Source organism: Micromonospora sp. U56 (genome assembly GCF_018070095.1).
Lineage (GTDB): Bacteria > Actinomycetota > Actinomycetes > Mycobacteriales > Micromonosporaceae > Micromonospora > Micromonospora purpureochromogenes.
The window spans coordinates 1-26,232 of record NZ_JAGPYL010000011.1 but is presented as its reverse complement, the minus strand read 5'-3'; the positions used below and the strand labels follow the sequence as shown (position 1 = coordinate 26,232).

Annotated in this window: 29 protein-coding genes, 1 tRNA gene and 1 pseudogene; 14 read left to right on the top strand and 17 right to left on the bottom strand. The window is 73.0% G+C overall.

Features of this window, described 5'->3' with window-relative positions; genetic code table 11:
- Positions 1–25: 25 nt before the first annotated feature.
- Positions 26–295 carry a hypothetical protein gene (locus tag KBX37_RS06800; RefSeq protein ID WP_210775065.1) on the bottom strand — a complete coding sequence of 90 codons (270 nt, stop codon included), beginning with the start codon at positions 293–295 and terminating at the stop codon, positions 26–28.
- A 262-nt stretch (positions 296–557) separates the two neighbouring features.
- Between KBX37_RS06800 and KBX37_RS06795 the strand changes: the two genes are divergently transcribed.
- The 4 genes from KBX37_RS06795 (at position 558) to KBX37_RS06780 (ending at position 3,636) form a co-directional block, all read left to right on the top strand.
- On the top strand, positions 558–1,211 hold the full coding sequence (locus tag KBX37_RS06795; RefSeq protein WP_210775064.1) for a 4'-phosphopantetheinyl transferase: 654 nt from the start codon (positions 558–560) through the stop codon (positions 1,209–1,211).
- Positions 1,212–1,326: 115 nt separating this feature from the next.
- A complete protein-coding gene (locus KBX37_RS06790; RefSeq protein WP_210775063.1) occupies positions 1,327–2,352 on the top strand; it encodes a DUF4352 domain-containing protein in 1,026 nt (341 codons plus the stop codon).
- 182 nt (positions 2,353–2,534) lie between these two features.
- Entirely contained in the window at positions 2,535–2,729 is a 195-nt protein-coding gene (locus KBX37_RS06785) for a general stress protein CsbD (RefSeq protein ID WP_210775062.1), read from the top strand.
- A gap of 25 nt (positions 2,730–2,754) precedes the next feature.
- Positions 2,755–3,636, top strand: coding sequence for a redoxin domain-containing protein (locus KBX37_RS06780; RefSeq protein ID WP_210775061.1), 882 nt, complete (start codon positions 2,755–2,757; stop codon positions 3,634–3,636).
- A gap of 25 nt (positions 3,637–3,661) precedes the next feature.
- Here the strand turns inward: KBX37_RS06780 and KBX37_RS06775 are convergent, their stop codons facing one another.
- Complete coding sequence (locus KBX37_RS06775; RefSeq protein WP_210775060.1) at positions 3,662–4,282, bottom strand: VOC family protein; 621 nt, start codon at positions 4,280–4,282, stop codon at positions 3,662–3,664.
- A 490-nt stretch (positions 4,283–4,772) separates the two neighbouring features.
- Between KBX37_RS06775 and KBX37_RS06770 the strand changes: the two genes are divergently transcribed.
- On the top strand, positions 4,773–5,381 hold the full coding sequence (locus tag KBX37_RS06770; protein WP_210775059.1) for a hypothetical protein: 609 nt from the start codon (positions 4,773–4,775) through the stop codon (positions 5,379–5,381).
- Positions 5,382–5,449: 68 nt separating this feature from the next.
- Here KBX37_RS06770 and KBX37_RS06765 read toward each other — a convergent pair whose 3' ends face one another.
- Complete coding sequence (locus KBX37_RS06765) at positions 5,450–6,241, bottom strand: hypothetical protein (RefSeq protein ID WP_210775058.1); 792 nt, start codon at positions 6,239–6,241, stop codon at positions 5,450–5,452.
- Positions 6,242–6,461: 220 nt separating this feature from the next.
- Here KBX37_RS06765 and KBX37_RS06760 point away from each other — a divergent pair, with 220 nt between their 5' ends.
- Entirely contained in the window at positions 6,462–7,022 is a 561-nt protein-coding gene (locus KBX37_RS06760; protein WP_210775057.1) for an RNA polymerase sigma factor, read from the top strand.
- On the top strand, positions 7,007–7,777 hold the full coding sequence (locus tag KBX37_RS06755; protein WP_210775056.1) for a hypothetical protein: 771 nt from the start codon (positions 7,007–7,009) through the stop codon (positions 7,775–7,777). Before KBX37_RS06760 ends, KBX37_RS06755 begins: the two co-directional genes overlap by 16 nt.
- A gap of 57 nt (positions 7,778–7,834) precedes the next feature.
- Here the strand turns inward: KBX37_RS06755 and KBX37_RS06750 are convergent, their stop codons facing one another.
- Positions 7,835–8,311 (bottom strand): DUF4279 domain-containing protein, encoded by a 477-nt coding sequence (locus KBX37_RS06750; RefSeq protein ID WP_210775055.1) that lies wholly within the window; start codon positions 8,309–8,311, stop codon positions 7,835–7,837.
- 415 nt (positions 8,312–8,726) lie between these two features.
- Between KBX37_RS06750 and KBX37_RS06745 the strand changes: the two genes are divergently transcribed.
- Entirely contained in the window at positions 8,727–9,635 is a 909-nt protein-coding gene (locus KBX37_RS06745; protein WP_210775054.1) for an arylamine N-acetyltransferase, read from the top strand.
- Positions 9,636–9,895: 260 nt separating this feature from the next.
- Here KBX37_RS06745 and KBX37_RS06740 read toward each other — a convergent pair whose 3' ends face one another.
- The 7 genes from KBX37_RS06740 to KBX37_RS06710 form a co-directional block, all read right to left on the bottom strand.
- Positions 9,896–10,480 carry a DUF4304 domain-containing protein gene (locus tag KBX37_RS06740; RefSeq protein WP_210775053.1) on the bottom strand — a complete coding sequence of 195 codons (585 nt, stop codon included), beginning with the start codon at positions 10,478–10,480 and terminating at the stop codon, positions 9,896–9,898.
- A 131-nt stretch (positions 10,481–10,611) separates the two neighbouring features.
- A tRNA-Ala gene (locus KBX37_RS06735) sits at positions 10,612–10,685 on the bottom strand.
- Positions 10,686–10,921: 236 nt separating this feature from the next.
- Positions 10,922–11,722, bottom strand: a complete 801-nt coding sequence (locus tag KBX37_RS06730; protein ID WP_210775052.1) for a hypothetical protein — start codon at positions 11,720–11,722, stop codon at positions 10,922–10,924.
- Between the two features lie 177 nt (positions 11,723–11,899).
- On the bottom strand, positions 11,900–12,550 hold the full coding sequence (locus tag KBX37_RS06725) for a GNAT family N-acetyltransferase (protein ID WP_210775051.1): 651 nt from the start codon (positions 12,548–12,550) through the stop codon (positions 11,900–11,902).
- Entirely contained in the window at positions 12,547–13,842 is a 1,296-nt protein-coding gene (gene glp / locus KBX37_RS06720; protein ID WP_154939801.1) for a gephyrin-like molybdotransferase Glp, read from the bottom strand. Before glp ends, KBX37_RS06725 begins: the two co-directional genes overlap by 4 nt.
- A complete protein-coding gene (locus KBX37_RS06715) occupies positions 13,839–14,792 on the bottom strand; it encodes a UTP--glucose-1-phosphate uridylyltransferase (protein ID WP_179802988.1) in 954 nt (317 codons plus the stop codon). Before KBX37_RS06715 ends, glp begins: the two co-directional genes overlap by 4 nt.
- A 9-nt stretch (positions 14,793–14,801) precedes the next feature.
- Entirely contained in the window at positions 14,802–16,991 is a 2,190-nt protein-coding gene (locus KBX37_RS06710; protein WP_210775050.1) for a diguanylate cyclase, read from the bottom strand.
- An 84-nt stretch (positions 16,992–17,075) separates the two neighbouring features.
- Between KBX37_RS06710 and KBX37_RS06705 the strand changes: the two genes are divergently transcribed.
- The 3 genes from KBX37_RS06705 (at position 17,076) to KBX37_RS06695 (ending at position 19,524) form a co-directional block, all read left to right on the top strand.
- On the top strand, positions 17,076–17,732 hold the full coding sequence (locus KBX37_RS06705; protein ID WP_210775049.1) for a 5-formyltetrahydrofolate cyclo-ligase: 657 nt from the start codon (positions 17,076–17,078) through the stop codon (positions 17,730–17,732).
- A 61-nt stretch (positions 17,733–17,793) separates the two neighbouring features.
- Positions 17,794–18,150, top strand: a complete 357-nt coding sequence (locus tag KBX37_RS06700) for an FmdB family zinc ribbon protein (RefSeq protein ID WP_210775048.1) — start codon at positions 17,794–17,796, stop codon at positions 18,148–18,150.
- A 1,110-nt stretch (positions 18,151–19,260) separates the two neighbouring features.
- Complete coding sequence (locus tag KBX37_RS06695; RefSeq protein ID WP_247657178.1) at positions 19,261–19,524, top strand: hypothetical protein; 264 nt, start codon at positions 19,261–19,263, stop codon at positions 19,522–19,524.
- A gap of 239 nt (positions 19,525–19,763) precedes the next feature.
- Here KBX37_RS06695 and KBX37_RS06690 read toward each other — a convergent pair whose 3' ends face one another.
- Complete coding sequence (locus KBX37_RS06690; RefSeq protein WP_247657189.1) at positions 19,764–19,943, bottom strand: hypothetical protein; 180 nt, start codon at positions 19,941–19,943, stop codon at positions 19,764–19,766.
- Between the two features lie 223 nt (positions 19,944–20,166).
- On the opposite strand from KBX37_RS06690, the gene KBX37_RS34250 reads away from it, so the two are divergent.
- Positions 20,167–20,721 carry a hypothetical protein gene (locus tag KBX37_RS34250; protein ID WP_307848980.1) on the top strand — a complete coding sequence of 185 codons (555 nt, stop codon included), beginning with the start codon at positions 20,167–20,169 and terminating at the stop codon, positions 20,719–20,721.
- 12 nt (positions 20,722–20,733) lie between these two features.
- On the opposite strand, the gene KBX37_RS06680 is transcribed toward KBX37_RS34250, so the two are convergent.
- Positions 20,734–21,216 (bottom strand): DUF2231 domain-containing protein, encoded by a 483-nt coding sequence (locus KBX37_RS06680; protein ID WP_210775046.1) that lies wholly within the window; start codon positions 21,214–21,216, stop codon positions 20,734–20,736.
- Between the two features lie 195 nt (positions 21,217–21,411).
- Between KBX37_RS06680 and KBX37_RS06675 the strand changes: the two genes are divergently transcribed.
- Together KBX37_RS06675 and KBX37_RS06670 are read left to right on the top strand one after the other, a co-directional pair.
- Positions 21,412–21,840, top strand: coding sequence for a Fur family transcriptional regulator (locus KBX37_RS06675; RefSeq protein WP_210775045.1), 429 nt, complete (start codon positions 21,412–21,414; stop codon positions 21,838–21,840).
- A 102-nt stretch (positions 21,841–21,942) separates the two neighbouring features.
- Positions 21,943–22,800 carry an oxygenase MpaB family protein gene (locus tag KBX37_RS06670; RefSeq protein WP_210775044.1) on the top strand — a complete coding sequence of 286 codons (858 nt, stop codon included), beginning with the start codon at positions 21,943–21,945 and terminating at the stop codon, positions 22,798–22,800.
- A 291-nt stretch (positions 22,801–23,091) separates the two neighbouring features.
- Here the strand turns inward: KBX37_RS06670 and KBX37_RS06665 are convergent, their stop codons facing one another.
- The 4 genes and pseudogenes from KBX37_RS06665 to KBX37_RS06650 all read right to left on the bottom strand — a co-directional run.
- Positions 23,092–23,955 carry a PD-(D/E)XK nuclease family protein gene (locus tag KBX37_RS06665; protein WP_247657186.1) on the bottom strand — a complete coding sequence of 288 codons (864 nt, stop codon included), beginning with the start codon at positions 23,953–23,955 and terminating at the stop codon, positions 23,092–23,094.
- Positions 23,956–24,106: 151 nt separating this feature from the next.
- On the bottom strand, positions 24,107–24,721 hold the full coding sequence (locus KBX37_RS06660) for a MarC family protein (RefSeq protein WP_210775042.1): 615 nt from the start codon (positions 24,719–24,721) through the stop codon (positions 24,107–24,109).
- Between the two features lie 40 nt (positions 24,722–24,761).
- Positions 24,762–25,625 carry a PHP domain-containing protein gene (locus tag KBX37_RS06655; RefSeq protein WP_210775115.1) on the bottom strand — a complete coding sequence of 288 codons (864 nt, stop codon included), beginning with the start codon at positions 25,623–25,625 and terminating at the stop codon, positions 24,762–24,764.
- 26 nt (positions 25,626–25,651) lie between these two features.
- Positions 25,652–26,232, bottom strand: a pseudogene (locus KBX37_RS06650) (hypothetical protein); the annotation flags it as partial.

Here is a 26,232-nt window from a genome sequence, read left to right as displayed (position 1 = left end):
GCCCGACCGGGGCGGCCACCGCCGCTCAGGTCGTGAGCGGCCCCCGGGGGACCCAGCCGATGAACCGGTCCTGAAGGGATGTCATCGGCGCGGCGCGCAGGTCGACGCTGGCGGCCGCGAGACAGGAGCCCAGGTAGACGCTGAGCGAGGCGCGGTCCACCTGGTACTCACTGAGCAGCCGGGCGCGTTTGGTCGGACACGGCCACTCCTCGCCGCAGGAGTCGCAGGTCCACGCCGGTGTCACCGGAACGTGCTCGTCGGGGTGGGAACCCGAGGGTGCCGGGGCACCGGTCATCGTCACTTCCTCTCGGATGGTCGTACCTGGCACCGGCCCGCCGCGTCGACGACGGGCGGACGCCGGAAGATCCCCCCGCGATGCCCTGACAGCGCTACGGGACGCTCCGGCGTTACACGGTTGCGGTACGTTCACCGTCGATGGCCGCCTGGAACCTCACCGCAGAGCAAGGTGACGCTCTGGCCCGGGTCGCCGCCCGTGCCGGCCGACCGGCTCGACGCCGAACGGGCCAGACTGTCGTCGTACCTGAAGGGGGTGGGTGATGCGTGACCTGCTGCCGCCGACCGTCTCGGTCGTGGTGGCCGGGCCAACGGACTGGGCGGGCGAGCTGCTCCCCGGCGAGCAGGGCGGTCTCGGGGCGCGCGCGGTGGAGAGCCGGCGGCGCGACTACACCGCCGGGCGGGTCTGTGCCCGGCGGGCGATGGCCGAGCTGGGGCTGCCCGAGCTGCCGGTCCCGGCGGCGGCCGATCGCTCCCCCGCCTGGCCGGCCGGGCTGGTCGGCACCATCACCCACACCCGCGGGTACTGCGCCGCCGCGATCGCCCGGGCGGCCGACATCCGGTCCGTCGGGATGGACGCCGAGCGGCACCGCGAGCTCAACGAGGGGGTACGCCGACTGATCTGCCGCCCCGAGGAGGAGGAGCGCTGCGCCCGGCTGCCGGCCGGCACGTCCTGGCCGTTGGTGCTGTTCAGCGCGAAGGAGACCGTCTACAAGGTTTGGCACCCGGTGGTCGGGTCCTGGTTGGACTTCCAGGACGCCACGGTCGAGCTGGACCCGGACGCCGGGACGTTCACCGCGCGGATCGACCCGGTGCGGGTGGCGGCGGCGACCGTGGCCGACCCGCCGTCCGTCGTCATCGGACGCTTCGTCGTCGAGGGCGACCTCGTGCGCACCGCGGCCGTGCTGACGCATTGACCGTTCGGCCCGGTCCGGATCGACGAACGGCGGGTCGGACCCGAGACAGTTCCGCGTTGCCCGCACCGACTAGCGTCGAAGAGTTCCCGATGCAGCCGAAGTGCCGAGGAGTACGGTGAGCCAGCCCCAGCCCCCTTACGGGCCGCAGGACCCCAACCAGCCGCCCGTCGATCCGTTCCCCACGGCGCCGATGCCGCACCAGCAGTACCCTGCGGACCCGACCGCGCCGCTGCCGCCGGTCTCCGGCGCGCCGCAGTACCCGACCGCCCCCCAGCCCCCGTACGCGCCGATGGACCCGACCGCCGTGCAGCCGCCGACCTCCGGCGCGCCGTACCCGCCGGTGTCGGGCGCCCCGCAGCCGCCCGTCTCCGGCAGCCCGTACCCGCAGTACGACCCGAACGCGTCGATGCCGCCGGTCTCCGGCGCGCCGTACCCGCCGGTCTCCGGCGGCGGCTACCCGCCGGTGTCCGGTCCCGGCTACCCGCCGGCTCCCGGCCAGCCGCTCGGCCCGCCGGTGCAGTCCGGCGCGAAGAAGAAGCCGTGGGTCATCATCGGCATCATCGTCGCAGTGCTGCTCCTGCTCTGCTGCGGCGGAGGCATCGCCGCCCTGGTCGCCGGCGGCAAGAAGGCCGCCGACAAGGCGGAGGAGATCGGGCGCTCCCTGCCCACCCCGCGCACCACCGCCGCGCCGGCCTTCCCCGGCACGAAGCCCTCCGCGTCCGCCTCGGCCGCCGACGGCGAAACCTTCAACATGGAGCCCGGCGACACCCTGGTGATCGAGGACGACGAGGGCACCATCGAGATCACCATCCGCAAGTTCTCCACCTCCACCAAGGGCTGCCGCTCCTACGCCCCCGCCCCGGACAAGGGCCTCTACCTGATCGCCGACGTCACCGCGACGGTCACCAAGGGCAAGGCGTCGATCAACCCGTTCTACTTCCAGTGGGTGGCCGAGGACGGCACCACCGTCAACGGGCTGGCCGGTGCGCTCTCCGGCTGCGGCGGCGACATGCTCGACTCCGGCAGCGGCATCCGCGCCGGCAGCAAGCGTTCCGGAGCGGTGGTCTTCGACGTCAAGGACAAGAAGGGCGTCGTGGAATACCAGCACAAGTTCGAGGCCGCCGGCTCCTGGAAGCCGTGACCTCCCCGGTTCCCCGGCGGGCCGGCTCCCCATCGTGGGGGCCGGCCCGCCCCCTTTTCTGGATCGACCGGTCGTCGGCAGCCTTCTCGGCGGTCGCCGGGGGTTTCCCGCCACGGCGGGCGGGGACGCGGGGCGGGAGGCGCGGACAGCGCGACTGGTCCACGAACCGACGAGGGGGCGGCATGAGTTCCACCGAACGGGCGAAGGACAGCGTCGAGCAGGTGGCCGGCCCTGCCAGGGCGCAGCTGGGCGACATGAACCAGGACGAGCGGTCGCAGGCGGAACGGGTGGCCAAGCGCGACGAGATCCGGGGCCGGGAACCAGGCGAGCACGTCCAGGAGGACGCTCGGGACGTCAGGGGCGATTTCACCAGCTGACGACTCCGGTCGAGGAGAGCTGACCATGCGAATCCCGCACCTGATGGCCGAGCGGTGGGTGAACTCACCGCCGCTGGCTCCCGACGCGCTGCACGGTCGGGTGGTCCTGCTCGACATCTGGGAGTACACCTGCATCAACTGGATCCGTACGTCGCCCTACGTCAAGGCGTGGCACCGCGACTACGCCGACCTGGGCCTGGTCGTCATCGGCGTACACGCGCCGGAGTTCGAGTTCGGCAGGCACGCCGAGAACATCGACCGGGGGATCCGCGACCACGAGCTCACCTATCCCATCGCGATCGACAACGACTTCAAGGTCTGGCGGGCCCTCGGCAACAACGCCTGGCCGGCGAAGTACCTCTTCGACGCGGACGGACTACTGGTCGACCAGTGGGTCGGCGAGGGCAGCTACGAGCGCGTGGAGTCGGAGATCCGACGGCTGATCGAGATCAGAGCGCCCGGCACCAAACTGCCGCCGGTCAGCCCCGAGGCGATGGCGTTCGCGACGACCGGGGAGCCCTCATACATCGGGGTCACGCCTGAGACGTACGTCGGCGCGCACCGCGCCGAGCCGGGCACCTTCGCCCTCACCGGCGGCTGGGAGACCAGCGGCGAGTACGTCGAACTCGCCGGCGGCACCGGCGAGCTCGCCCTGCCCTTCAACGCCGGCGAGGTGAACCTCGTCGTGGACCCCGGTCCGTCCGGACAGGCGGCGATCGACGTGCTGCTCGACGGGAACCCGATCGGCGACGAGCGCGGCGGGGACGTCGACCCGGACGCGGTGGCGCGCGTCGACCGGGCGGGGATGATCCGGCTCGTCGCCGGCGCGTCGCGGGACGACCACCTGCTGACGCTCGGCACCAGCCAACCTGGCCTCCGCGCGTTCGTGTTCACCTTCGGCCCGTGAGCGTGGGTGTGCGGCGCGCTGCTGCTTACTTGGGCGGTTCCGCGCCCGACTGCTCGCTCACCATGTACTCCGCGTACCAGTCGGGCCAGTCCGGGTCCACCTTGCCGGTGCGCTTCTCGTACTCGCCGTGGGCGGCGGCTGCCCGGCGGAGCGCGCCAGCCAGGTCGCTCACGGAGGTGAACGACGTCGCGGCAGCCTCGACCCGCCCGGGCAGCCGGGCCGTGACCTCCTGAACCAGCCAGTTGTTGCCGTCGGGATCGCTGAACGAGGTGCGCGAGTAGTAGCTGCGACGCTCGGGATCCACACCCTTCACCGGCCCCTCGGGGCCGGGGTGGTAGACCTCGCCCGCCTCGACGCCGGCGGCGACCAGCGCGTTCCGGGCCGCCTCGACGTCGGAGACGACCAGGTACGCCTTGGCCGAACCGGGGGCGGCCGACATGAGGTTCGGCCCGAACTGAACGGAGCAGTCGGAGCCCTGCGGCGTGAACTGGACGATGCCGGGCGGTGTCTTGTCGAGCCGCCACCCGAGGCGCCCGTAGAACTCCTTCGCGCGCTCGACGTCCGAGACCGGGATGACGACGACCTCGAGCTTCAAGTCGACGTCCCGGATGTTCGGTGTCCCGCTGGCGTCGGTTCTCGGGCTCATCGCGGCCTCCCTGGGCTGAGTCAGGACGTCATGCGTCTTCCCGGCGGCGTCGTGCGACTTCCCGGATCGGTTTCCTGGCTGCGTGCTGCGCCAATGACCGGGCGCGCCGTCAGCCGGGCTGTCGCATCCGCGGAGGCCGCCGGTGAGGCAGGGGTCTCGATTACGACGCTACTGCTTCGGCACGTGCGGGGTGTCTGGTTCGCGGCATCGCGTCCTCTGCCGGCCGAGCAGTTCGTTCGGGCCGCGGTTCAAGGTCGAAAAACGCCGCCTCCGACCAGCGGGAACAGCCTCGTCGGCAGGCGGCCGTCCGACGCTCTTGCTGCCAGCGTTCCCGTCGACCAGCCATACCGCCGGCGACCCGGCCGAACCTCCGCTGGGGAGCCGGTCCCGCGGTGCTGGTCCACAGCCTCCGACAAGTCGCGTGACCGAGCAGGAGGCTGCCGAGTTGAGCCACGGATGACCCCTGGTCAACCCACGGACGGTGAGGTGCATGGACGACGGAGAACGCGAGCAGGCGCTGCTCACCGCCCTGACCACCGAGCATTTCGTGCTTCAGACCTCGCGCAGCGCGACCGTCACCGAGTCGGTGGGTCGGGCGACTGTCTTCCTGTCCATGCTCTCTGCCGCGCTGATCGGGCTCGGTTTCGTCGCCAGCAACGCCGCGCTCGTCCGGCCGTACCTCGGGGCGGTGCTGCCGACGCTGGTGATCACCGGACTGCTCACATTCCTGCGGCTGGTGCAGAACATGGTGGAGAACGAGCTGGATCTCGCGCGGATCCAGCGCATCCGGGCGTACTACCATCGCCGGCTGGCCGGCGAGCACGACTTCTTCGCCGACGCGGTGCAGGGCGAGGGGATCATGCGGGCGACCTGGGCGGCGGTCGGTAACGCGCCCCGGCGGGCGCAGCTGTTGCTGACCACGGCGGCGATGGTGGGCGCGGTGAACGCGCTGCTGGTGGGGCTCGCGGTCACGCTGCTGACCGGGCTCGCGGGGCTGCCGCCCGGGTTCGCGGTCGGCGTCGGCACGGTGTTGGCTCTGCTGGCCTTCGCCGCCCAGGTCGCCTACATCAACCGCGAGTCGATCTCCCAGCCCGGGTAGGGGTTACCGGGCTGTGGCACCCGCCCGGCTACCGGCTCCGGCGGCGGCGTCCCTCGGCCACCAGCGGATCAGCCCTCGACGCCCGGACGAGCACGCACTGCCCCTCCTTTGAGCACGGCGGATACGACGAGACCGAGGCCGAGAAGGGCGACGACGGCCGCCCATAGCAGGCGCAGACCCAGCATCAGCGGCACCAGCCCAAGCATCGACGGGATCGCCAGCAGGCACGCGATCCCCATCAGCGGACTCAACGCCATCAGTCCCACCTTTTCGCCCCGGACCGACCACGAACCGTCTGCAGTACCGCGCTTGAGCCGCGCAGCCTCGAACAGCATGGGCAGACCGGAGGCGGCAAACATCCCCAGGAACAGGGTCTGCAACCAGCCGCGGTGGCCCCAGGCCTCGGTTTCGACCCGATCTCCGGCCGGCAGTTCGATCGCCACGGGGATGCCCTCCCACAGCAACGCCTCTGCCTCCGCCTCATCCCTGAGCCTGCGGCTGCCCGAGGTCGGGACCTCGGTCTCGGCAAACAGCACGTACTCAGCGTCCTGCTCCACCATCAGGTGCCAGTCACTGCCGGGGCCACGACTGTGCCAGGGGCCGGACAAGGTGACCGGCACCCGCTCGAGACAGCCCTTCGGCGGATCGACATCCGGCTCTACCCGCATGGTCCCCGCGGGGCACTCCACGGCTCGCCGCATCGCGACCGCGTCGCGGATGCCGTCCGGGACGTCGACCAGCGCGAACAGTCCGAGCACGCCCGCCAGCGAGCCGTAGAGCACGAGGAGCGCCGGCCGCGTCCAGAACGCTCGGCGCCAGAACTGCCAGCCGCGAGGAGGTGCCTTCGTTCTCCTGGACACAGCAACCACCTCCCTCCCGATTGTGGCGTGCCGTTGCCCAGCATCGAGGGCGTCGCCTCGACCTGGTCTGACCAGGAAAGGCTCACCAAACAGAGATCGAGAGGGTGTGGACGGGTGGACAGCTCCTCCCCCTCCACACCCAGCTCGACGGTGAACCGGCGTGTGACAGTTGCCGCTGAGCCGGACAGGTAGGGGGCATGGACAACCAAGAAGAACCCAGATGAGCCGCGCTGATGCCCGGGAGGAGCGCTTCCGTTCTCTGCACACCGAGACATACGCCGACCTGCTGCGCTTCGTCGAGCGGCGGGTCCCGGTCGCCGAGGCTGAGGACATCGTCTCGACGGTCTTCCTGACGGCCTGGCGGCGATTCGACGAGTTGCCGGACGATGCTCGCCCGTGGCTGTTCGCGGTGGCCCGCAAGACCATGGCCAACCAGACGCGCGGCTGGTTGCGGCGCCAGGCCCTGGACGTCCGGCTGGTGTCGCTGGAGGCACGCGAGCTGTCCGACGACACCGTGAGCGCCGCGACGCGCGTCGACCTGGAACGCGCCTGGCGCGTGCTACGCCCCGCAGACCGCGAGGTTCTCGCCCTGGTCGCGTTCGACGGATTGACGGCTGAGCAGGCGGCCAGCGTGCTCGGCTGTCGCCGGTCGACCTTTGCCATGCGGCTCGGCAGGGCCCGGCAACGGCTGCGGGCCGCTCTGGAACCGGCCGAATCTGTCGCCCCTTCGTCTTTCCGCCCTCACGATTTCAAGGAGCAGCAGGCATGGACTCAAGCATGAAGGACCTGCAGCAGCTGGCCGTGCTCGACCCGGCGCGGGGGCGCGAGCCCACCGCGCTGGAACGGACCCGTTCGGAGGCGTTCGTCGAGCGGGTGATGGCCGGTCAGGCCACGGGGGCATCCGCTCGCCGGCCGGTGCGGCGCCGGCTGGTGATGGGCCTCGCCGCGGTCGTCGCGGGTGCCGTCGGGGTCGTGGCCGTGCCCGCGCTGCTGCCGGGGGCGGCGGAGGAAGCGGTCGCGGCCTGGACGCCCACGCCCGGTTCGCTCACCGGTGCGCAGGTGCTGCCGCAGGCCCGGATCTGCGCGGGGAACGATGTGGGGGGCAGCTCGTCGGCGGTCGACCCGGCGGACGTGCTCCTCGCCGAGCAGCGCGGGCTGGCGACGCTGCTCATCATGAAGAAGGGCAGCGGCGTCATCGTCGAGTGCCTGAGCGCGGGAGACGACGACCAGCTCGCCTCGATGGGCCTGGCCGACGGCCCGCTGCCGGCCCTGCCCGCCGGCACGGTGGACCTGCAGACGATGAGTTCCATGGGCAGTGGCGACGCCATGTGGTCGAACATCGTGGGCCTGGTGGGCCCGGGAGTCACCGGCGTGGACGTGCGCCTCGACAACGGGAAGGTCTTCCAGGCCAGCGTGAAGTCCGGCTGGTGGGCGGCCTGGTGGCCGGGCCCTGAGGGCGGCGAGGTCGACCACCTCACCGTGACCGTGCACACCGCCAAGGGATCCACCAGCTACCGCCCTTCCGAGCTGCCCTGACGTGACCCGGCTGCGGCGGCCCCCGGGCCGCCGCAGCCGGTTTCGCCGTGACCAGCCTCACCCGTAGCCGTACTCGTCCACGTCGAGCTCTGCTCTCGTCTGTCGAAGAAACTCCAACACCCGAGCATCGATGTGCCAGCCCAGCAACTGGTGCTGACCAGGGAGCTTCTGCATGCCTTCGACGGGGCTGGTCAGGTCTTCGTCCTCGCCGTCCGGATGCTCGAACACCCGGACGGCCTGCAGCATGCTCGCGCCCGGCGCTCCATCGATGTCGTCCAGTTCGACGGCCAGTTCACCGATGCGCTCCGCGTGACCGAAGAGCCGATCCACGATCCGGTTGATCTGTTCGTCGACGGTCAGCCCAGGCTTGCGACACGTGATCTTCCACCGATGGCTGGCGGGCCGCACAGGGCTGGCCCGGCGGCTGCCACGAACGACAATCTCGTCCGGTTCGATGCCGAGCCTGCCGGTGATCTCGGCGGCGGAAACCCGGTTCGAACTCAGCGCGAAGTACGCGTACTGAGAGATGATCACCGGCGGACCCTACCCACACAGGTACCGACGGCGCTGCCGGTTTCTTGCTGCACTCCGCTGCTGTACAGGATCGAAAAAGGCCGTCTCCCACCACGGGAAACGGCCTTTCAACTGGGTGGAGCTGAGGGGATTCGAACCCCTTACACCCACGGAAGCGAGGAACATCATCAATCGGACCGATCGGCGCCGTGACCAGCGCGGCCCCTGCCGACGCCTGCCAACCCTTGCCGCCGCCTAATAGCACGGACAGGCCCTTGGACCTGGACTAGGCGAAGGCTGTGTTCGAGCCTTGGGGAACGCTTGTTTGGCCGCAGGCTGCCCTTGCCTTTGAGGGGATCAAAAGGTCCCGGGCGCAGGGCCCGCGGTCAGTACCGCGGCGGCGGCCGTCAACGGCGCGCTGATATAGCCTCGGCACATGACCGTGATCTCCCCGACCCCGATCCCGGCCCTGACCGTCCCTGCCGATCCACGCGCGGACGTCGCCGGGTATCTGGGCCGGCTCGGGCTTGAGCGGCCCGCGCGCCCCGACGTGGCGTGGCTGTTCGCCGCTCACCGTGCGCACCGGGAGTGCATCCCCTACGACACCCTCGAGATCCATCTGGAACGGCCGACCACCGTGGATCCGGTCGAGTCGATCGCCCGGATCGTCGGTGGTGGCGGCGGGTACTGCTTCCATCTCAACGGCGCATTCGGCACGCTGCTGGCCTGCCTCGGGTACGAGGTGACCCGGCATGTCGGCGACGTGCGCGGGCCCGGCCCCGACGAGGACGCACCCGGGTTGGATATCAACCATCAGGTGCTGGTGGTGCGCTGCGAGGGCGAGACCTGGTTCGTGGACCCGGGCCTGGTCGACGCGCCGCACGAGCCGATGCCGCTGCGTGCAGGGGTGAGCCAGCAGGGCCCGTTCACCTATCGGCTCGAGCCGTGGGCGGCGCGAGCGGGAGGCTGGCGGTTCATCCACGACGTGCGCGGAGTGTTCTCGTCGATGGTGTTCGCGCCGGAACCGGTGAGCATCGAAGCGTTCGCCGCCGCACACCGGCACCTTTCGACCTCGCCCGATTCCGGGTTCGTGCGGAAGCTGACATTCGGGCGGCAGGACGAGCGCGGCGTCGACATGCTGCGCGGGCGGGTGCTCGAGCGACTCGACGCGGCCGGGCGGACCTCGAGGATCCTCGACAGCCAGGGCGAGTGGTTCGCTGTGCTCGCGGACGTTTTTGGGCTGCGGCTGCCGGGCGTGGACCGGGACGCGCGCGCCCGACTGTGGGCCCGGGTGAGCGCCGCGCACGAGCAGTGGGTGGCCGCTCAGACAGATCAGGTTGCGTAGGCCCTGTCCTGCCGGTCATGCGAGCCACATGAGCGTGGCGATCAGGACCAGACACGCGCGGTGGATGATGTCAGGCACGCGTCGACCCCCACGCTGCCAGGAGCGGGCGTGCCTTAGAGCTCCATCCTCCGGCACAGCCAAATCGCCGTGACCATGAACATCTACAGCGAGGTCGCTGTGGAGGCCACCGAGAAGGCGCTCAAGCGCCTCGGCGAGCAGCTACGAAGCTAGCCGTCGGAAATGCTGTGGCACGAACGCAGTCATCGTCCGGAGCCCATCCACTCCACGTACGGGTGGCTAGGACGACTGAAGTTCTGGATGCCATCGACCGACCCGGCCGGTTGGGCGGCGAGGAGCACCGGTAGGTCGCTTTCGCGCCCGTCGGCAAGAGCCTCGTCAAGTTGGACGTAGTGCGCGAGCCAGGCATCGAAGGTCGGCATGACTCGCTCAGTCAACTCCCGGCCCAGCGCCACTCCGCAGTCGGGCGCATCCACCACCGACCCGATTACCCAACAGCCGAAGGGCTCCGCGTAATGCCGCGAGGCTGCCCCGAGTCGCGTCCACCACTGACCGTCGGATGCCGTAGGCCGGCCACGGTGGTCTCCACCGAACCGCTCCTGACGCCAATCCAGCCAGGAAGCCGTGGCGACGCCGAGGTTGACGTAGAAGAGGGAAACATCCCCTCCGCCAGCCCTCGAACCCTGAAACTCGATGACCGCCGCGTGGCCGGCGTCGGATATCCGGCGGAAGGTACCTCTCGACCGTTTGAACCCGTGTCCCCGAAGCACCGGCGCGACTTGCTTGGAGATCATGCCAAGGTATGCCTGCCGCACTGGACGCTCCATGCACAAGATCCTATTGACCGGTACGACATCGGAGCCGAGCCGTAAGGGCCCAGTCCAGGCTGCTGCACTTCACTGCTGCACAAGATCGAAAAAGGCCGTCTCCCACGACGGGAAACGGCCTTTGAACTGGGTGGAGTTGAGGGGATTCGAACCCCTGACCCCCTCGATGCGAACGAGGTGCGCTACCGGACTGCGCCACAACCCCTCCGCCGGCGAACCGGCTTCGGTCCCACCTGGCTTTCACCAGGCGGGCCGGCGACAAGGCTAACAGGTCCACCCTCCTAGCCGCGAATCCACCCCCGGCGCGCCGACGGGTGCCGTCCGAAGATCGACTCGGGATGCGGCATGTCGCGGTGTCCGCGCCACCGAACACCGCGACACGCCGCAAACGGCGCAAGGAGCAACGCACGCGAGGAACAACGCGGCGAGGAACAACGCCGGTCAGGCGGGGTGGGAGGAGCCCCGGCCGGACTGGTACGGCCGTCCCCGCAGTCCACCGGCCCGGCGGTAGGAGACGGAGCCGCCCCCGCCGGCCGCGGCCGGCAGGTCGCCCGACCGGTCCAGGCCCATCGCGCTGCGGCGTACCGCCTCGCGCTGGGCCGCCAGGCGGCGCTGCGCCTCCCGGCGGGCCGCCGCCCGGCGGGCCTGCTCCCGCCGCACCTCGGCCTGCCGGGCGGCCAGCCACGCCGCCTCCCGGGCCTGGATCCGCCGCCGCCGGCGCTCCGCCACCGCCCGCTTGCGCAGGTGTACGACGTACGCCACCAGCAGCGTCCCGGTGACCGAGATGCTGATCCAGAAGCCGGGGCTGACCACGATCACGCCGACCAGCTCGACGAAGTTGAGCAGCAGCAGCGCGGCGAGCACCCGGCGACGCCGGTAGACGGCCGGGGTGTGGCGGCGCCGGGGTGGCGGTCGACGGCGGGCCTTGCGGGGGGCGGGCGGCACGGCGCGCAGCCGGCCCGAGCGGCGGCCCGCCGCCGGGGGCGCGGAGACCGGGGCGCTCAGACCGCCCGTGTTCGCATCTTCACTGAGCGTGACAACGAGGGCGCGGGACGGGTTGACCGGCCGCCGTCCCGGGACAGTACGGCGTCGCCGACGGCGCTGGAGCACCCGCGCCGTCGACTGCGCCCGCTCCGCCACCAGCCGCTCGGTGGCGTCGTACCGGCGGACCAGCGCCGGCGCGAGGGCGAGCAGGCCGGCAGCGGCGAGGACGGCGAGGAGCACCGAGGTCGGCACCCTCACCCCTCCCGTCACCGAATTCGGGGCAATCGCCGGGCCACCGCAGGATCTTCCCCGGATGGTCGTCCACGGCGCAGATCGTACGGGCGGGCAGCGCTTGCCACAGCTTGCAGTTACTTGAGGTTACGGGCGTTCGACCCTGATGCCGGCGCGCCGCGCCGATCCCGTCCGTGGGACGGCTCACCCCGCGCGGTCACGGATCCGGTGCCAGCGGGCCAGCAGACCGCCTTCGGCGGCGACCTCCTCGCTGGTCATCGCGTATCCGATGTGGTCGCGCCACGCCCCGTCGATGTGCATGTAGCGTACGTGGTACGCCTCTTCGCGGAAGCCCAGCTTCTCCACCACTCGCCGGGACGGCCGGTTCTCGGGTCGGATGTTCACCTCGACCCGGTGCAGCCCGCCCGGCCCGAAGGCGTGGTCCACGGCGAGCGCCATCGCGGTCGGGATCACCCCGCGACCGGCCACTGCGGAGTCCATCCAGTATCCGACGTACCCGGAGCAGAACGCCCGCCGGACGATGCTGCCCACGTTGAGGTGCCCGACCAGCCGGTCCCGGCCGTCCTGGCGGAGGCAGACCGCGAACGGCAGCCCCTCACCGGTCCGCGCCGAGCGCCGCTGGTCCTTGTGGACGTAGCGGAACGCGGTCGGCGAGTTGGTCTCGTCCCAGGTGCCCGGCAGGTGCGACTCCCACGGCGCCAGCCAGGCCTGGTTGGCGCGGCGCACCGCCGACCAGGCGGCCGCGTCCGAACGCCGGTACGGCCGCAGCACCACCGGACCGTCGGTCAACACCACCGGCCAACCCGGCGCCCGCCCGAAGCCGAACAGACTCACCGGCGCCGGTCCAACAGGAGTACGTCCACGGTGGAGCCGGCGGCGGCGGTGGTCACCCGCTCGCCGAGCACCATCAGCCCGTTCGCCTCGGCCAGCCCGGACAGGGTGAACGGCCCACCCGGCAGCGGCTGGACCGTGTATCCCCCGCCGCGCCGCTCGGCGACGTGCGCGGGGCGGAACTCGCGCAGCCCGCCCGGGGAGGTGATGGTCTCCAGCAGGTGCGCGCGGACGCTCGGCCGGAACACCGGCTCCGCCCCGGCCAGCAGGTTGATGGCCGGGCGGGCCAGCACCTCGAAGCCGATCAGCGCCGAGCCGGGCTCACCGGGAAGGCACACCACCGGTACCTCCTCGGCGCCGACGGTACCGAATCCGAGCGCGGTGCCGGGATAGAGCGCGACCTCGGTGAAGGTGACCGGGCCGGCCCGGCCACCCTCCCTCCTGGACAGGATGCGCCGGACCATGTCGCCCGGGCCGGTGCCGGTGCCGCCGGTGGTGATGATCAGGTCGGCCCGCAGGGTCTGGTCCTCCAGCAGGCCGCGCAGCCCCTCCGGGTCGTCGTCGCAGATGCCGACCCGGTACGCCAGCGCGCCCACCTCGGCCGCGGCGGCGGTCAGCGCGTGCGAGTTGGCGTCCACCACCTGGCCGGGCTGGCTGCCCCGGCCGACGTCGACGAGTTCGTCGCCGGTGGCCACGATGACCACCCGCGGGCTGGGCCGGACCACCACGTGCCCGATCCCGGTGGCGGCGAGGACGGCGACCAACGCCGGCGAGACGTACGTGCCGGCGCGGGCGAGCAGGGTGCCGGCGGGTAGTTCCTCACCGGCGCGACGGACGCCGTACCCGCGCTTGGGGGTCCGGAAGATCTCCACCGCGGCCATGCCCTGGTCGGTCCACTCGACGGGGACGACCACGTCCGCGGCCACCGGCAGCGGCGCCCCGGCGGCGACCGAGAAGCACGAGCCCGGGGTGAGCCGGACCGGTCGCCAGCTCGCCGCGCCCAGGTCGCCGACCACGTTCAACCGCACGGTACGGCCGCCCGACCCCCCGGAGGGGGCCGGGCCGTAGCCGACGAGGTCCTCCCAGCGGGCCGCGTACCCGTCCACCGCCGCCTGGTCGAAGGCGGGGAACGAGTGTGGCGCGACGACGTCCTCGGCGAGGACGTTGCCGTACGCCTGGGTGAGGTCGAGGTCGAGCGGAGGCAGCGCGCGCAACCTGCGCAGCACACTGCCCAGGTAGTCGGCGAGCGGCGTCAACTCGTTCGCGGCCGCCTCGGCGTCGGCCGTCGCTGTCATGTATTAGGACCGCCCGACGCGTCGGAGTTGACGAACTCGGCCAGCCACTTGCGGAACTCACCGCCGATGTCGTCGCGCTCGACGGCGATCTGGACCACCGTCTGGAGGTAGCCCAGCGGCATGCCGGTGTCGTAGCGGGTGCCCCGGTAGACGATGGCGTGCACCGGCACGCCCTCGTTGCGCAGCAGTTCCATCGCGTCGGTCAGCTGGATCTCGCCGCCGCTGCCCGGCTCGGTGCGTCGGATCGCGTCGAAGATCCGGCCCGGCAGCACGTACCGGCCGAGGACGGCGAGGTTGCTCGGCGCGTCCTCCGGCTTCGGCTTCTCCACCATGCCGGTCACCTTGACCACCTCGCCGATGTCGGTCAGCTCCGACTCGGCCGGCTCGACCGAGGCGATGCCGTACCGGCTGGTCTCGGCCGGGTCCACCTCGAAGAAGGCCAGCACCACACCGCCGGTGCGCGCCTGGAGTTCCAGCATGGCCGGCAGCAGCGGCTGGTCGAGCTTGACGAACTCGTCGCCGAGCAGCACCGCGAAGGGCTCGTCGCCGACGTGCGACGCGGCGTACCCGACGGCGTGGCCGAGGCCGAGCTGCTCCGGCTGGCGGCGGGTGTGGATCTCGGCCAGCTCGGTGGTGCGCTGCACGGCGGCCAGCAGCTCCGGCTTCTTCGCGAGCCGTTCCTCCAGGTCGGGCCGGCGGTCGAAGTGGTCCACCATGGCCGTCTTGTTGCGCCCGGTGATCAGCAGTACGTCGGTGAGCCCGGCCTGGGCGGCCTCCTCGACGATGTACTGCAGGACCGGACGGTCGACGACCGGCAGCAGTTCCTTGGGCACCGCCTTCGTCGCCGGCAGGAACCGGGTGGCCAGGCCGGCGGCCGGGATGACGGCCTTGACTGCACGGGGACGACCGGTCGCGGCGGCCGTCGAGGGGTTCGCTGAGTGCTCCGACATGTCGCGAGACTATCGGCCACGGCTCTGCCGCGGCGGGTGAGGACCGGAAGACGCGCCGCCCGTAGCCGGCTGTGTCACACCCGGAGCGGGTGCCGGGACTGCGGCGGCCTGCCGGCTCGAACCCTCCGCCGCCCTGGTGGCCGCCGGCCCGGCGCGCGGCAGCTCGTCGTCCGGGCTGACCGCGCCGGCCGGCACCGGGATCTCCTCGGTCACCGCGTCGGGGCGCAGCCCGGTCACCCGGTAACCGTCCCGCCCGGCGGCCTTGGCCGCGTACAACGCCTCGTCGGCGGCGTCGAGCACCTGCTGGCCGGTGCTGGCGTGGTCGGGGTAGACGGCGATGCCGATGGAGACGGTCACCGTGATCGCCACGTGCTCGTCCACCACGATCGGGGTGTCCCGCACGGCCGCGCCCAACCGCTCGGCGACGATCGCCGCGCCCCGGGCGTCGGTCTCCGGCAGCAGTACCACGAACTCCTCGCCGCCCTGCCGGAACGCCAGGTCGACCTCGCGGATCTCGCCGCGTACCCGGCGGGCGAACTCGGCCAGCACAACGTCGCCGGCGGTGTGCCCGTACGTGTCGTTGACCCGCTTGAACCGGTCCACGTCCAAGGCGAGGATGCTGAGCATCCGTCCGAACCGGCTGGCCCGCTCCACCTCGCGGCGCAGCGACTCGCGCAGGTAGCGGTAGTTCCAGAGCCCGGTCAGCGGGTCGGTCAGCGAGAGCCGTTGCGCCTCCTCGTGCACCCGGACGTTCTCCACCGCGACCGCCGCGTGGCCGGCGAAGGTGCGCAGGGTGGCCAGGTCGTCGTCGTCGAACTCTTCGCCGCCCAGCCGGTCGTAGAGGGCCAGCACCCCGACCGCCGGCTCCCGGCCCGCCGGTTCGGCGCCGCCGGGCGCGGCGAAGGGCACCGCCACGTACGTCTCGCAGCGCGGCTCCCCCGCCGGCGCCTCGGCCGGCTCGACCCGGCCGCGCTGCGGCTCCCCGGTGGCGGCGACCGCGCCGATCACCCCGGCCCCGATCGGCACCCGCAGCGGCTCGGCGTCCGGCACCCGGCCGTCCAGCCCTTCGGCGCACTGCCCCACCAGCACGCCGTCCGGGTCGAGCAGCAGCACCGCCCCGGCCCGCGCCCCGGTCGCCGCAAGCGCGCTGTGCAGGATCACCCGCAGGATGCGTTGCAGGTCGTGGGTGCTGGCCAGGGTGTCGCCGAGCACCGCCAGGTGCCCCCGCAACTGGTCCCGACTGCTGGTCAACGCCGCCACGTAGCTGGCCGTCTCCCGGGTCATCCGGTTGAACGCGCCGGCCAGCCGGCCGATCTCGTCCCGACTGCGCACCGGCACCCGCGCGGTCAGGTCGCCACGGGCCACCCGGTCCACCGCGCCGGCCAGCTCGACCAGCGGCCGGGTGGTCACCCGGGCCAGCCGCCAGGCGGCCAGCACCGCCAGCACGGCGGCGAGGAGCACCGCGCCGACCAGCACGGCGGGCAGCCCGGCCGGCTGTTCGCCCGGGACGGAGAGGACCAGCGGCAGCGGCTGCCCCGGGCTCGGTCCGAGGCGGCGCACGTACCTGCCGTCGGGGGTCTCGGTGACCCGGTCGCCGTCGACGGTGCTCGCGGCGGCGAGCACCGCCTCGCGTACCCGGTTGGACTCGGTGGTGTGGGTGACCCGGTCGGGGGCGGCGGGGCCGTCGAGCAGGGTGACCGCGACGCCGGTGGCGGCGGCCAGCCGGGCGACGAACGCCGGGTCGACCACCTGGGCGGCGACGACGGTGCCGAGCGCGACGCCGGCCGGGTCGCGCAGGTCCACCCGGGCGCTGAGCGCCCGGACCGGCCCGGCAGCGGTCCGGTCGCCGGAGCAGTCCTGCCAGGGCGTCGGGGGCGCGCCTGGGGTGGCGTAGGTCGTGGTGCCGGCCACGTCGGTGACCAGGACCGCGCCGGCCAGGCCCCGGCTGACCACCTGGGTGGCGGCGCCGGCGCGGGCGGCGGGATCGGTACCCAGCGCCACCGCGTCGGCGGCGGCCCGGAGTTGCTGGCAGAGGGCGTCCACCGAGGTACGCACGGTCGAGGCGGCGAGTCCGAGGCGTTCGGTGGAGCGGCTGCGGTCGACGGCCGCGAGGGTGGTGCCGACGAAGACCGCTCCGAGCAGCACCGGGCCGAGCACCACCGCGAGGAAGGCCGCCGTCAACCGCCCGCGTAGCGTCAAGCTTCCCCCCGGAAGTTCCGCGCCCGTTCCTGCGATGCTGACACAGAGCAACCGGAAGAGGCGGTTTGCGCAAGGGAGTGTTGCGTGCCCGAATTTCCTGATGGAGCGCATGAGGCCAAACGCGAGACGCGGGTCGCGCTGCTCGCCCACCGCCGGGCGCTGACCGCGCCGCAGCGGGCCGAAGCCGCGGCGCGCGTCCGGGCCGAGCTGGTGGATCTGGTACGCCGGCTGCGCCCGCGCCGGATGACCGGGTACGTGCCGGTGGGCTCCGAGCCGGGCGGCCCGGAGCTGCCGGAGGCCCTGCGCGCGGCGCTGCCCGGCCGGGCCGAGCTGCTGCTGCCGGTGCTCCGTGCCGACCTGGACCTCGACTGGGCGGTGTACGACGGGCCCGACTCGCTGGTGGCGGCCGGGCGCGGCATGCGGGAGCCGGCCGGCCCCCGGCTGGGTCGCGCGGCGATCGGCGAGGCGGAGCTGGTGGTGGTGCCGGCGCTGGCGGTGGACCACCGTGGCCTGCGCCTGGGGCGCGGCGGCGGCTCGTACGACCGGGCGCTGGCCCGGCTGCCGGGAAGAGTGCTGACGGTGGCGCTGTTGCACGACGGTGAGCTGGTCGAGGCGCTGCCCGCCCAGCCGCACGACCGCCCGGTGCACGCCGTGATCACCCCGTCGGGCGGTCTGCGTACGCTGACCGACGCGCCCGGTGTCGATCCCCCCACGTCCGCTGGACGAACCCGGGCCCGATGACGCACCATTGGCACTCGAAACCGTCGAGTGCCAACCGGCCGTACCAGATCCGGAGGAGAACGTGCCCACGTACCAGTACGCCTGCACCGCGTGCGGCCACCAGCTCGAGGCGGTGCAGTCCTTCTCCGACGAGCCGCTGACCGAGTGCCCCACGTGCGCGGGGCGGCTGCGCAAGGTCTTCAACTCGGTTGGTGTCGTGTTCAAGGGCTCCGGCTTCTACCGCACCGACTCCCGCTCCTCCGGCTCGGAGAGCAAGACCGGCAGCACCACCCCGAAGCCGGAGAAGTCGGACAGCGGCTCCTCGTCGGGTAGCGGGTCGTCGGCCGCCTCGTCCAACGGCGGCAGCACGTCCGGCTCGTCGGGTTCGTCCAACGGCGGGTCGGCCAAGACCGCGGCCAGCACCTCCGCCTCCTCCTGATTTCGAACGCCACCGCCCCCGCCGCCCTGTTCGGGCCGCGGGGGCGTTTGGCGTACGCACTCTGCTCGCCCCGCCTGCGGTCCTCGGTCCCCCGGGCGCGGGAAGCTGGCCGGCTTGCCGACCCGGTGTGCGGCGCTGTGGATCTGATGACGCGAACGACTCAGCCTCGGCACCGTCGGCCTGGCGGTCGGGACCCGGTCTCGATCGGCCCTGCGGTCACCGGTGGGCAGGCGCAGGCAAGGGTTTCGATGATCCGCTGCTGGTGACGGTCCCCGGTGATCTGGCCCGGTCGAAGGGTTTCCGATGTCGCCGGCCGAGCTGACCATGATCGTCGGGCGGAGGCTGTGGCGCTGGGAAGACGATGACGTCGACGACCCAGCCGACGGCCGTTTCGCTCGGTCAGTCCGGTCGCCCGACCACACCGACCTCGGTAGCAGATCGAGCGCCGCTTCGGGGCGTTGTCCACAGCCCTGCCGGTTGTCCACAGGCCGGTGCACACGGCACTGCTGCGTCCGCTCCTGCCCCCTAGCGTGCTGTCCGAGCGCCGCGACGGCGGCCGGACAGCGAGGTGAGGGCCGGCGGTGGGCCCTCGGGATGCGGGGCGGCCCGACGGCAGGCACGCGCTGGGTTCCGGGGCGGCCCGACGGCAGGCACGCGCTGGGTTCCGGGACGGGTGGCTCGACGGCGAGGTGGGAGGTGGGCGGCATGACTGGTGGTGGCCCGGACGGGAGGGACTCCCTGCGCCCGGTGCGCTGGCTCCGCCGGCCAGCCGGCGGCACGCTGCTGCGCCTCGGGCTGGTCGCTGCCCTGCTCGGCCTGGCGGTCGTCGTCCTCGACTCGTCCGGCGGCTGTCCCGCCCCGGCTCTTTCACCGGGCTCCTCGGCTGACGGCGCGACCGCCGGAGGCACACCGGCCGCATCGGCGGGCGGGACCGGATCAGCCGGGGAGCTGTCGGGCGGGGAGCCGTCCAACTCAGGCGTGCCGGCGGCGGGACCGTCGACCGAGGGTGATCGGTCGGGGGCGGGACCGCCGACCGAAAGTGGTCGGTCGGGGGCGGGGCCGTCGACCGGAGGCGATCGACGGGGCGCACTGTCGCTGCCGAGCGGGTCGGTGGGCGTACCAGTGCGGCTGGCCGAACCCGCCGCGCTCGCCGTGCTGCGGCCGGGAGCCCGGGTCGACCTGCTGGTCGTACCGGCCGGCCGGACACCGGTGGAGGCCGCACTGGTGGCCTCCGGAGCGCTGGTGCTCGACGTGGTGGGCGGCGACGCCGCCGACGGATCCTCGGCCCTCTACCTGGCGCTCCGCCCGGATCAGGCACAACGCGCCGTCGGCCAACCGGAGGGCAGTCGCTTCGCCGTCGTGGTACGCGGCTGACCCAGCCCCTTCGCCCCACGCACGGGCCTGACGGGACGAGCGCTGTCACACAGGCTGCTGCCGCGATCTCCACCAGCGGCCGCCTCGATCGTCTCTTCGGACGCCATCAGCGCCAGCAGCAGGGGTTCTTGATCGAGTAGCAATTTCCGAGGCGACACGCCGGCGCGAGGCTCGGGAATTGCTACCTGATCATGGGGACGCTGTCGGAGAGCCCGCCGGCCAGACGGAAGAAAGGTGGGTCAGCCCCAGTGCGGCGGGCGCTCGGCGAGCAGCCAGTCGTCGTTGCCGCCGATGCGCTCACCCCAGCCGTGGTCGGTGTCGTCCACGGTCTGCTCGGGCAGCACCACGAAATCCTCGCTGAGATCGACGGCGCGGTCGTCGTCGCGCACGTCCGGATCCTCGATGCTCACGAGCGGCAACACTATCCCAGCCCAGCCCGATCCTGGCGGCCACACGTAGACCAGGACGGCGAGCGTGCAGCCGCCCGACCTCATCGACCAGGCGACCCGGGACTGCGCCCTCCCGCAGCTCGGCTGCGAGCCACACCAGTCCCGGTCGCCGCCACCTCGCCGTTGTCATCGGCACCGACCCGTCGCCGCGTCGGGCGGCCCAGCGCTCCCCGCGTTGGTAGCGTCGGACGGCGTGACGACGCCCAGCGGTGCCAGCTCCGAGGACGAGTTCTGGCGACGGCCGCCCGAGCAGCCCCAGCCGACGGCACCGGACACCGACCGGACGACTCCCGACACCGGCCGGAGCGCCCCGGGCACCGACGGAGCGACGCTCGGCGAGCCCACCTTCGGCCTCACCCCGGCAGCGGGGCCGCAGCCCTCCGGGCCGGCCACCGGCACCACGGCGACGACCAACGGCGTGGCGGCTGCCGGCACGCCCGCCGCACCGACCTCGCCGTCACCGTGGGCCGCCCCGACGGACTTACCCCCGCCGCCGGTCCCGGGGCAGGCGGCTGCGCGGCTCGTCGGTGGCTACGCCGGTCCGCCGCCGACCACCCCGCCGCCGCCCGGTTGGCGACCGCCGGTGCACCTCCAGGCCACGCCGCCGCGGGCGCTGCCGCCGCAGGACATGGAGGCCATGGACGCGGCGGAGCAGCGCGCGCAGCGGATCACCTACGCGATCGGCGGGGTGGCTGGGGCCGTGTTGCTGGTCCTGCTCTGTCTGCTCTGCTCCCGGGCGCTCTTCTGAGGCGGACGACGGTCAGAGGGTGTTGCCCCAGACCGACTGGGCGCCCGTGTCGCCGGTCAGCACGACGTAGCTCAGCGCGAACACCCCCAGCACCACGATGGCACCGGTGAGCAGCCAGTTCACCCAGGACGGCAGGCGCGGGGTACGCACCCGGTCGCTGGTCAGCGCCAGCAGCACCAGGGCCGCCACGGCGAGCCCCAGGGTGAGCCAGAACGTCGTGTCGCCGTACTCGGAATGCTCCTCGATCTTGGCCAGCAACTGGGGCGGGTAGTTCTTGCCCTTCAGGAACTCCTCGAACGCCTCGCCGGACTCGGTGGCCACCCAGGTGATCACCGGCGTCACCACGGAGAGAATCGCCACCGCCCAGGCGAGCCGGGGGCGCCAGCGGGGCACCAGCCCGTACGCGGAGGCGAGCAGTGCCAGCAGCGGGACGAACACCACCGCCGCGTGGATCACCAGGATGTGGCCCGGCAGGCCGTTGATCTCCTTGAACACCGACACCTCCGACGATGGCTGCGGTTGGCCGCGAAAGCGTACGACGATCCATCCGTCGCAGCACGCCCCCGATCGGACACACGCGGTGTCAGCCGATGCGGTTCACCGGCCACGAAAAGGCTGTTGAGCTGTGGCCGGGGCCACGTGCCGCCGGGCTCACTTGTCGACCTGGTGACCCCGTGCTGTCATTGCCTCATGTCCAGTGGTGAGGAGCTGCTCCGGTCGAGGGGCCTGCGGGTCACCCGGCCGCGCCTCGCCGTCCTGGACGTGCTGGCCGCCGGCGGCCACCTGGAGGTCGACGAGATCACCCGCCGGGTACGCGAACGCCTCGACTCGGTCTCCACCCAGGCGGTGTACGACGTCCTCGGCGCGCTCTCCCGCGCCGGCCTGTCCCGCCGGATCGAGCCGGCCGGCAGTCCCGCCCGTTACGAGGCCCGGGTGGGCGACAACCACCACCACGTGGTGTGCCGGGGCTGCGGCGAGATCGCCGACGTCGACTGTGCCGTCGGTGGCGCCCCCTGCCTCGACCCGAGCACCGCGAACGGCTTCGAGGTCGACGAGGCGGAAGTGACCTTCTGGGGGCTCTGCCCCACCTGCCAGGCCCGCCGGTCCGCCGACGCCTGACCCGGGGTCCCAGCACCCCCGCTCGCCGTCGACGGTCACCGCCGTGGACCGGGTGATCCGACGACCGGGTCGCACCCGAGCGTCCCGTGGCACTCTTGGGCGGTGGACTCCGACGACATCGGCCTCTTCGGTCCGGCATCGGTCACCTGGAAGGTGCACGACGAGCCGGTCCTGATCGTCGCCGGCCTGCGCTCCCTCTACCTCCAGGCGCTGCATCCGCGGGCGATGGCCGGCGTGGCGCAGAACAGCAACTACCGCACCGACGCGTGGGGCCGGCTGGTCCGGACCGCCACGTACGTCGGCACCGTCATCTACGGCACCACCGCCGAGGCGAAGGCGGCCGGTCGGCGGCTGCGCGGCCTGCACGCCCGGATGCGCGCCACCGACCCGCTGACCGGCGAGGAGTTCCGGATCGACGACCCGGCGCTGCTGCGCTGGGTGCACGTCACCGAGGTCGAGTCGTTCGTCAGCACCGCCCGCCGGGCCGGGCTGTCGCTGACCGACGCCGAGGTGGACGGCTACTACGCCGAGCAGCGGCGCGCGGCCGGGCTGGTCGGGCTCGACCCGGCCGAGGTGCCCGGCAGCGCCGCCGAGGTCGCCGACTACTACCGATCGGTACGGCCCGAGCTGCGGATGACCAGGGAGGCGGCCGAGACCGCCCTGTTCCTGACCGCGCCGCCGATCCCGTGGAAGCTCAGCCTGCCGGCCCGGCTGGGCCTCAGTCTCGGGCCGCCCCGCTGGGCGTACCTGGGGATCGCCGGCACCGCGCTCGGCCTGCTGCCGCCCTGGGCGCTGCGGTTGTACGGCGGCCTGGGGCTGCCCACCACCGCGCTCTCGGCCGACCTGGGCGTCCGCGCGCTGCGCCTCGCCCTGGCCGCGCTGCCCCGCGACTGGCGCGAGGGCCCGATGCAGCAGGCGGCCAAGGAACGGGCCGCTCGCCTCGCCGCGACGGCCGCCTGACCTGCGACGGTGACGGTTCGGTCGGTCGGTCGGTCGGTCGGTCGGTCACCCCGGAGGGTGCGACCCTACCCTGGCACCTCCTCGCCCGCCGCCCGGAGCGGTCGGCTCGGCATTCACCAGCCATGGCTGATGTGACAGAGGGCGCTGACCGCCGAAGCGCGCCGCCGGCCAGCCGGCACACACCCTGGTGAGCGATATGCCTGAGCGGAATATTTATGCCTGACAGGCATATCGCTCATTCTCAAGTCCTGCGGCACGGGCGTCACTCTGGGCATGCCAGGGCTTCCCGCCTCAGCTACCGCCGCCCGCCACCGCGGCGGAGTCGGAGCCGGGTGCGGCCGGGCGGTCCATCGCCGCCCACGGCTCGCGGCCGGGCACCTGCGCCCCCACCGGGCAGCTACGGCGGTAGTCGCACCAGCCGCAGCGCGGCCCGGCCACCGGCGGGAACGCCTCGTCGGGATCGGCCCCGTCGGCGACCGCCCGCTCGGCGGCGATGATGTCGCGCGCGGTGTCCTCGGCGCGGGTGAGCTGCCGGGCCAGCGACTCGGTGGTGTGGTCGTGCGCGGCGACCGTCCCGGTGGGCAGGTGGTGCAGCTCCACCCGGCGGCACGGCCGGCGGAACGTCCGCTCGGCGGCGTACGCGTACAGCGCCAGTGCCTGCGAGCCCCGCGCGTCGTCGGTGTCCAGCCCGGTGCGGCCGGTCTTGTAGTCGACGATGACCAGCTCGGGCCCGTCCGGCCCGGGTCGGGAGTCGATCCGGTCGGCGCGGCCGTTGAAGGCCAGCACCGCCGTGCGGACCGCGACCACCCGCTCCACGCCGAGCGGGTCGGCGCCCGGCTCCAGCGTCTCGACGTACGCCTCCAGCCAGCCGAGCGCCCGCCGGTAGGCCTGCCGCTCCTGCTCGTCGTCGCGGTAGCCCTCCCGCACCCAGGTGCCCTTGAGCAGCCCGGCCAGCGCCTCCGGCCGGCGTCGCTCCGGGGTGAGCGCGTACCAGTTCTTCAGGGCGGTGTGCACGCTGGCGCCGAGCGAGTTGTGCGCCCAGGGCGGCCCCTTGGGCGGGGCGGGCCGGTCGACGTAGGAGTAGCGGTAGCGGCGGGGGCAGTCCTCGTACGCACCGAGCTTGCTGGGGGTGCAGACGAAGAGCCGCTCCGGCATGCCCTCGAAGCCCAGCTGCTCGGCCTGCTCGGCACGGGGTCGGGGGGTGCCCGCGGATCGTCCGGCGGAGGAGGCTCGTCGCACGGGTCCGATCCTGCCACCCGGGTCCGACACCGCCACGCCCGCACCGCCGCCGCCGGGCCCGGTCAGGTCAGGTCATGTTCACGTACTGGGTGACGAAGGCGGCGACCGCGTCGGCGATGAGCTGCACGGCGATCGCGGCCAGCAGCAGGCCGGCGATCCGGGTCAGCACTTCGATGCCGCCGGGGCGCAGGACCTTGACGATGCCGCCGGAGAAGCGCAGCACGATCCAGACCGCGATCATCACCGCGACGATGGCGGCGGCGATCGCGGAGTGGTCGTCGAAACCGTCGGCCTGCTGCACGAAGAGCATGGTCGCCACGATGGCGCCCGGACCGGCCAGCAGCGGCGTGCCCAGCGGCACCAGCGCGATGTTCGAGGTGACCTGCTGGCTGGGGTCGTCGGCCTTGCCGGTCAGCAGTTCCAGCGCGACCAGCACCAGCAGCAGGCCGCCGGCCGCCTGCAACGCGGGCAGGTCCACGTGCAGGTAGTCGAGGAGCGTCTGACCGGCCACGGCGAAGATCACGATCACGCCGAGCGCCAACGCGACCGCCTGCCAGGCCGCCCGGTGGCGGTCGCGCGCGGTCAGCGGCCCGGTCAGGGCGAGGAAGATGGGCATCATGCCCGGCGGGTCGACGATCACCAGCAGGGTCACGAAGACCTCACCGAAGAGCTTGAGATCCACCGGCTAACCGTAGTCGGGCCGCTGTGGACGGAAACGCGGATCAGCCGGAAGCGACCCCGGTCACCCCGGAGGCCGCCGCCACGATCCGCTCGTACGCCTCCGGCGCGGTGGTGTGCGCGCCCAGCCGCACGGTCTTGTGCGTGCCGTGGAAGTCCGACGAGCCGGTCACCAGCAGGCCCAGCTCGGCAGCGAGCGCGCGCACGTGCGCGGCCTCGGCCGGGGAGTGGTCCTCGTGGTCGGCCTCCAGGCCGGCCAGCCCGGCCGCGGCCAGCTCGACGATCAGCTCGTCCGGCACGATCCGGCCCCGCCGGGTCGCCCGGGGGTGGGCGAAGACCGGTACGCCCCCGGCGGCCCGGATCAGCTCGACCGCCCGGAACACGTCCACGTCCTCCTTCGGCAGCCGGTAGCGCTCGCCCAGCCAGTCCGACCCGAACGCCTCGGTGGTGGTGGCGACCAGGCCGGCCCGGATGAGCGCCGCGGCGATGTGCGGCCGGCCGACGGTCCCGCCGCCGGCCGCGGCCATGATCTCCGGCCAGCTGATGTCGACCCCGTCGGCGCGCAGCAGCTCGACGATCCGCTCGCCGCGCACCTCGCGGGCGAGCCGCACCCGGGCCAGCTCGGCGACGAGTTCCGGGTGGTCCGGGTCGAAGAGGTACGCGAGCAGGTGCAGCGGGACGGCCGGCTCGATCCCGTGCCACCGGCAGGAGATCTCCGCGCCGCGGATCAGGGTGAGGCCGGGCGGCAGCGCCCGCACGGCGGCGTCCCAGCCGGCGGTGGTGTCGTGGTCGGTGATGGCGACGACGTCCAGCCCGGCGTCGGCGGCGGCGCGGACCAGCTCGGCCGGGCTCAGCGTGCCGTCGCTGGCGGTGGAGTGGGTGTGCAGGTCGATCGCCGGACGCGAGATCACGCTCCGACGCTACCGCCCGGCCGTCAGGAGGCGCCGGCCACCACGACCGGGCGCTCGCCGGAGGTGACCCCGCTCAGCATCGTCGTGGAGGCCCGTCCCCCGGCCAGCACCTTGTCGGGGTCGACCCGCGCCAGCGCCCCGCCCCGGTCGACGTAGGCGGCCGTCATGGCGCCGTTCCAGGCCACCTCGCCGCTGATCGTCGGGCCGGCGGCCCGGGCGGCGTGGCCCGGTTCCGGGCCGGTGAGGTCGACCAGGAGCGCGCCGGTTGTCCCGCCGGTACGGCCGTTGACCAGCAGCCACCGTCCGTCGGGGGAGTCGGCCCCGAGGCCGTCTCCGGCCAGCGGAGCCGCGCAGCCGGTGGAGGTCGGCGCGAGATCGGCCGGGTCGAGCACCGCCAGGCAGGACCGGCCCGGGTTCCGGTCGGCGGGCACCCGCCCGACGGGCCGGCCGTGGGGCAGCGCGCCGTAGACGGCGAGGATCCGGCGGTCGCCGTCGGGCAGCGGGCCCGCCGCGGGCCGCCACAGCCGGTGACCGCCGGGGCGGGTGCGCACCAGGACGCGGGCGCCGACGAAGGGGTCCGGCGTGGCGCCGTGCGCGGCGGGGG

Coding starts and splice junctions, on each gene's coding strand:
- KBX37_RS06800 (WP_210775065.1), bottom strand. CDS start 295: ATGACCGGTGCCCCGGCACCCTCGGGTTCCCACCCCGACGAGCACGTT.
- KBX37_RS06795 (WP_210775064.1), top strand. CDS start 558: ATGCGTGACCTGCTGCCGCCGACCGTCTCGGTCGTGGTGGCCGGGCCA.
- KBX37_RS06785 (WP_210775062.1), top strand. CDS start 2,535: ATGAGTTCCACCGAACGGGCGAAGGACAGCGTCGAGCAGGTGGCCGGC.
- KBX37_RS06780 (WP_210775061.1), top strand. CDS start 2,755: ATGCGAATCCCGCACCTGATGGCCGAGCGGTGGGTGAACTCACCGCCG.
- KBX37_RS06775 (WP_210775060.1), bottom strand. CDS start 4,282: ATGAGCCCGAGAACCGACGCCAGCGGGACACCGAACATCCGGGACGTC.
- KBX37_RS06770 (WP_210775059.1), top strand. CDS start 4,773: ATGGACGACGGAGAACGCGAGCAGGCGCTGCTCACCGCCCTGACCACC.
- KBX37_RS06760 (WP_210775057.1), top strand. CDS start 6,462: ATGAGCCGCGCTGATGCCCGGGAGGAGCGCTTCCGTTCTCTGCACACC.
- KBX37_RS06755 (WP_210775056.1), top strand. CDS start 7,007: ATGGACTCAAGCATGAAGGACCTGCAGCAGCTGGCCGTGCTCGACCCG.
- KBX37_RS06745 (WP_210775054.1), top strand. CDS start 8,727: ATGACCGTGATCTCCCCGACCCCGATCCCGGCCCTGACCGTCCCTGCC.
- KBX37_RS06740 (WP_210775053.1), bottom strand. CDS start 10,480: ATGGAGCGTCCAGTGCGGCAGGCATACCTTGGCATGATCTCCAAGCAA.
- glp (WP_154939801.1), bottom strand. CDS start 13,842: ATGACAGCGACGGCCGACGCCGAGGCGGCCGCGAACGAGTTGACGCCG.
- KBX37_RS06715 (WP_179802988.1), bottom strand. CDS start 14,792: ATGTCGGAGCACTCAGCGAACCCCTCGACGGCCGCCGCGACCGGTCGT.
- KBX37_RS06675 (WP_210775045.1), top strand. CDS start 21,412: ATGTCCAGTGGTGAGGAGCTGCTCCGGTCGAGGGGCCTGCGGGTCACC.
- KBX37_RS06665 (WP_247657186.1), bottom strand. CDS start 23,955: ATGCCGGAGCGGCTCTTCGTCTGCACCCCCAGCAAGCTCGGTGCGTAC.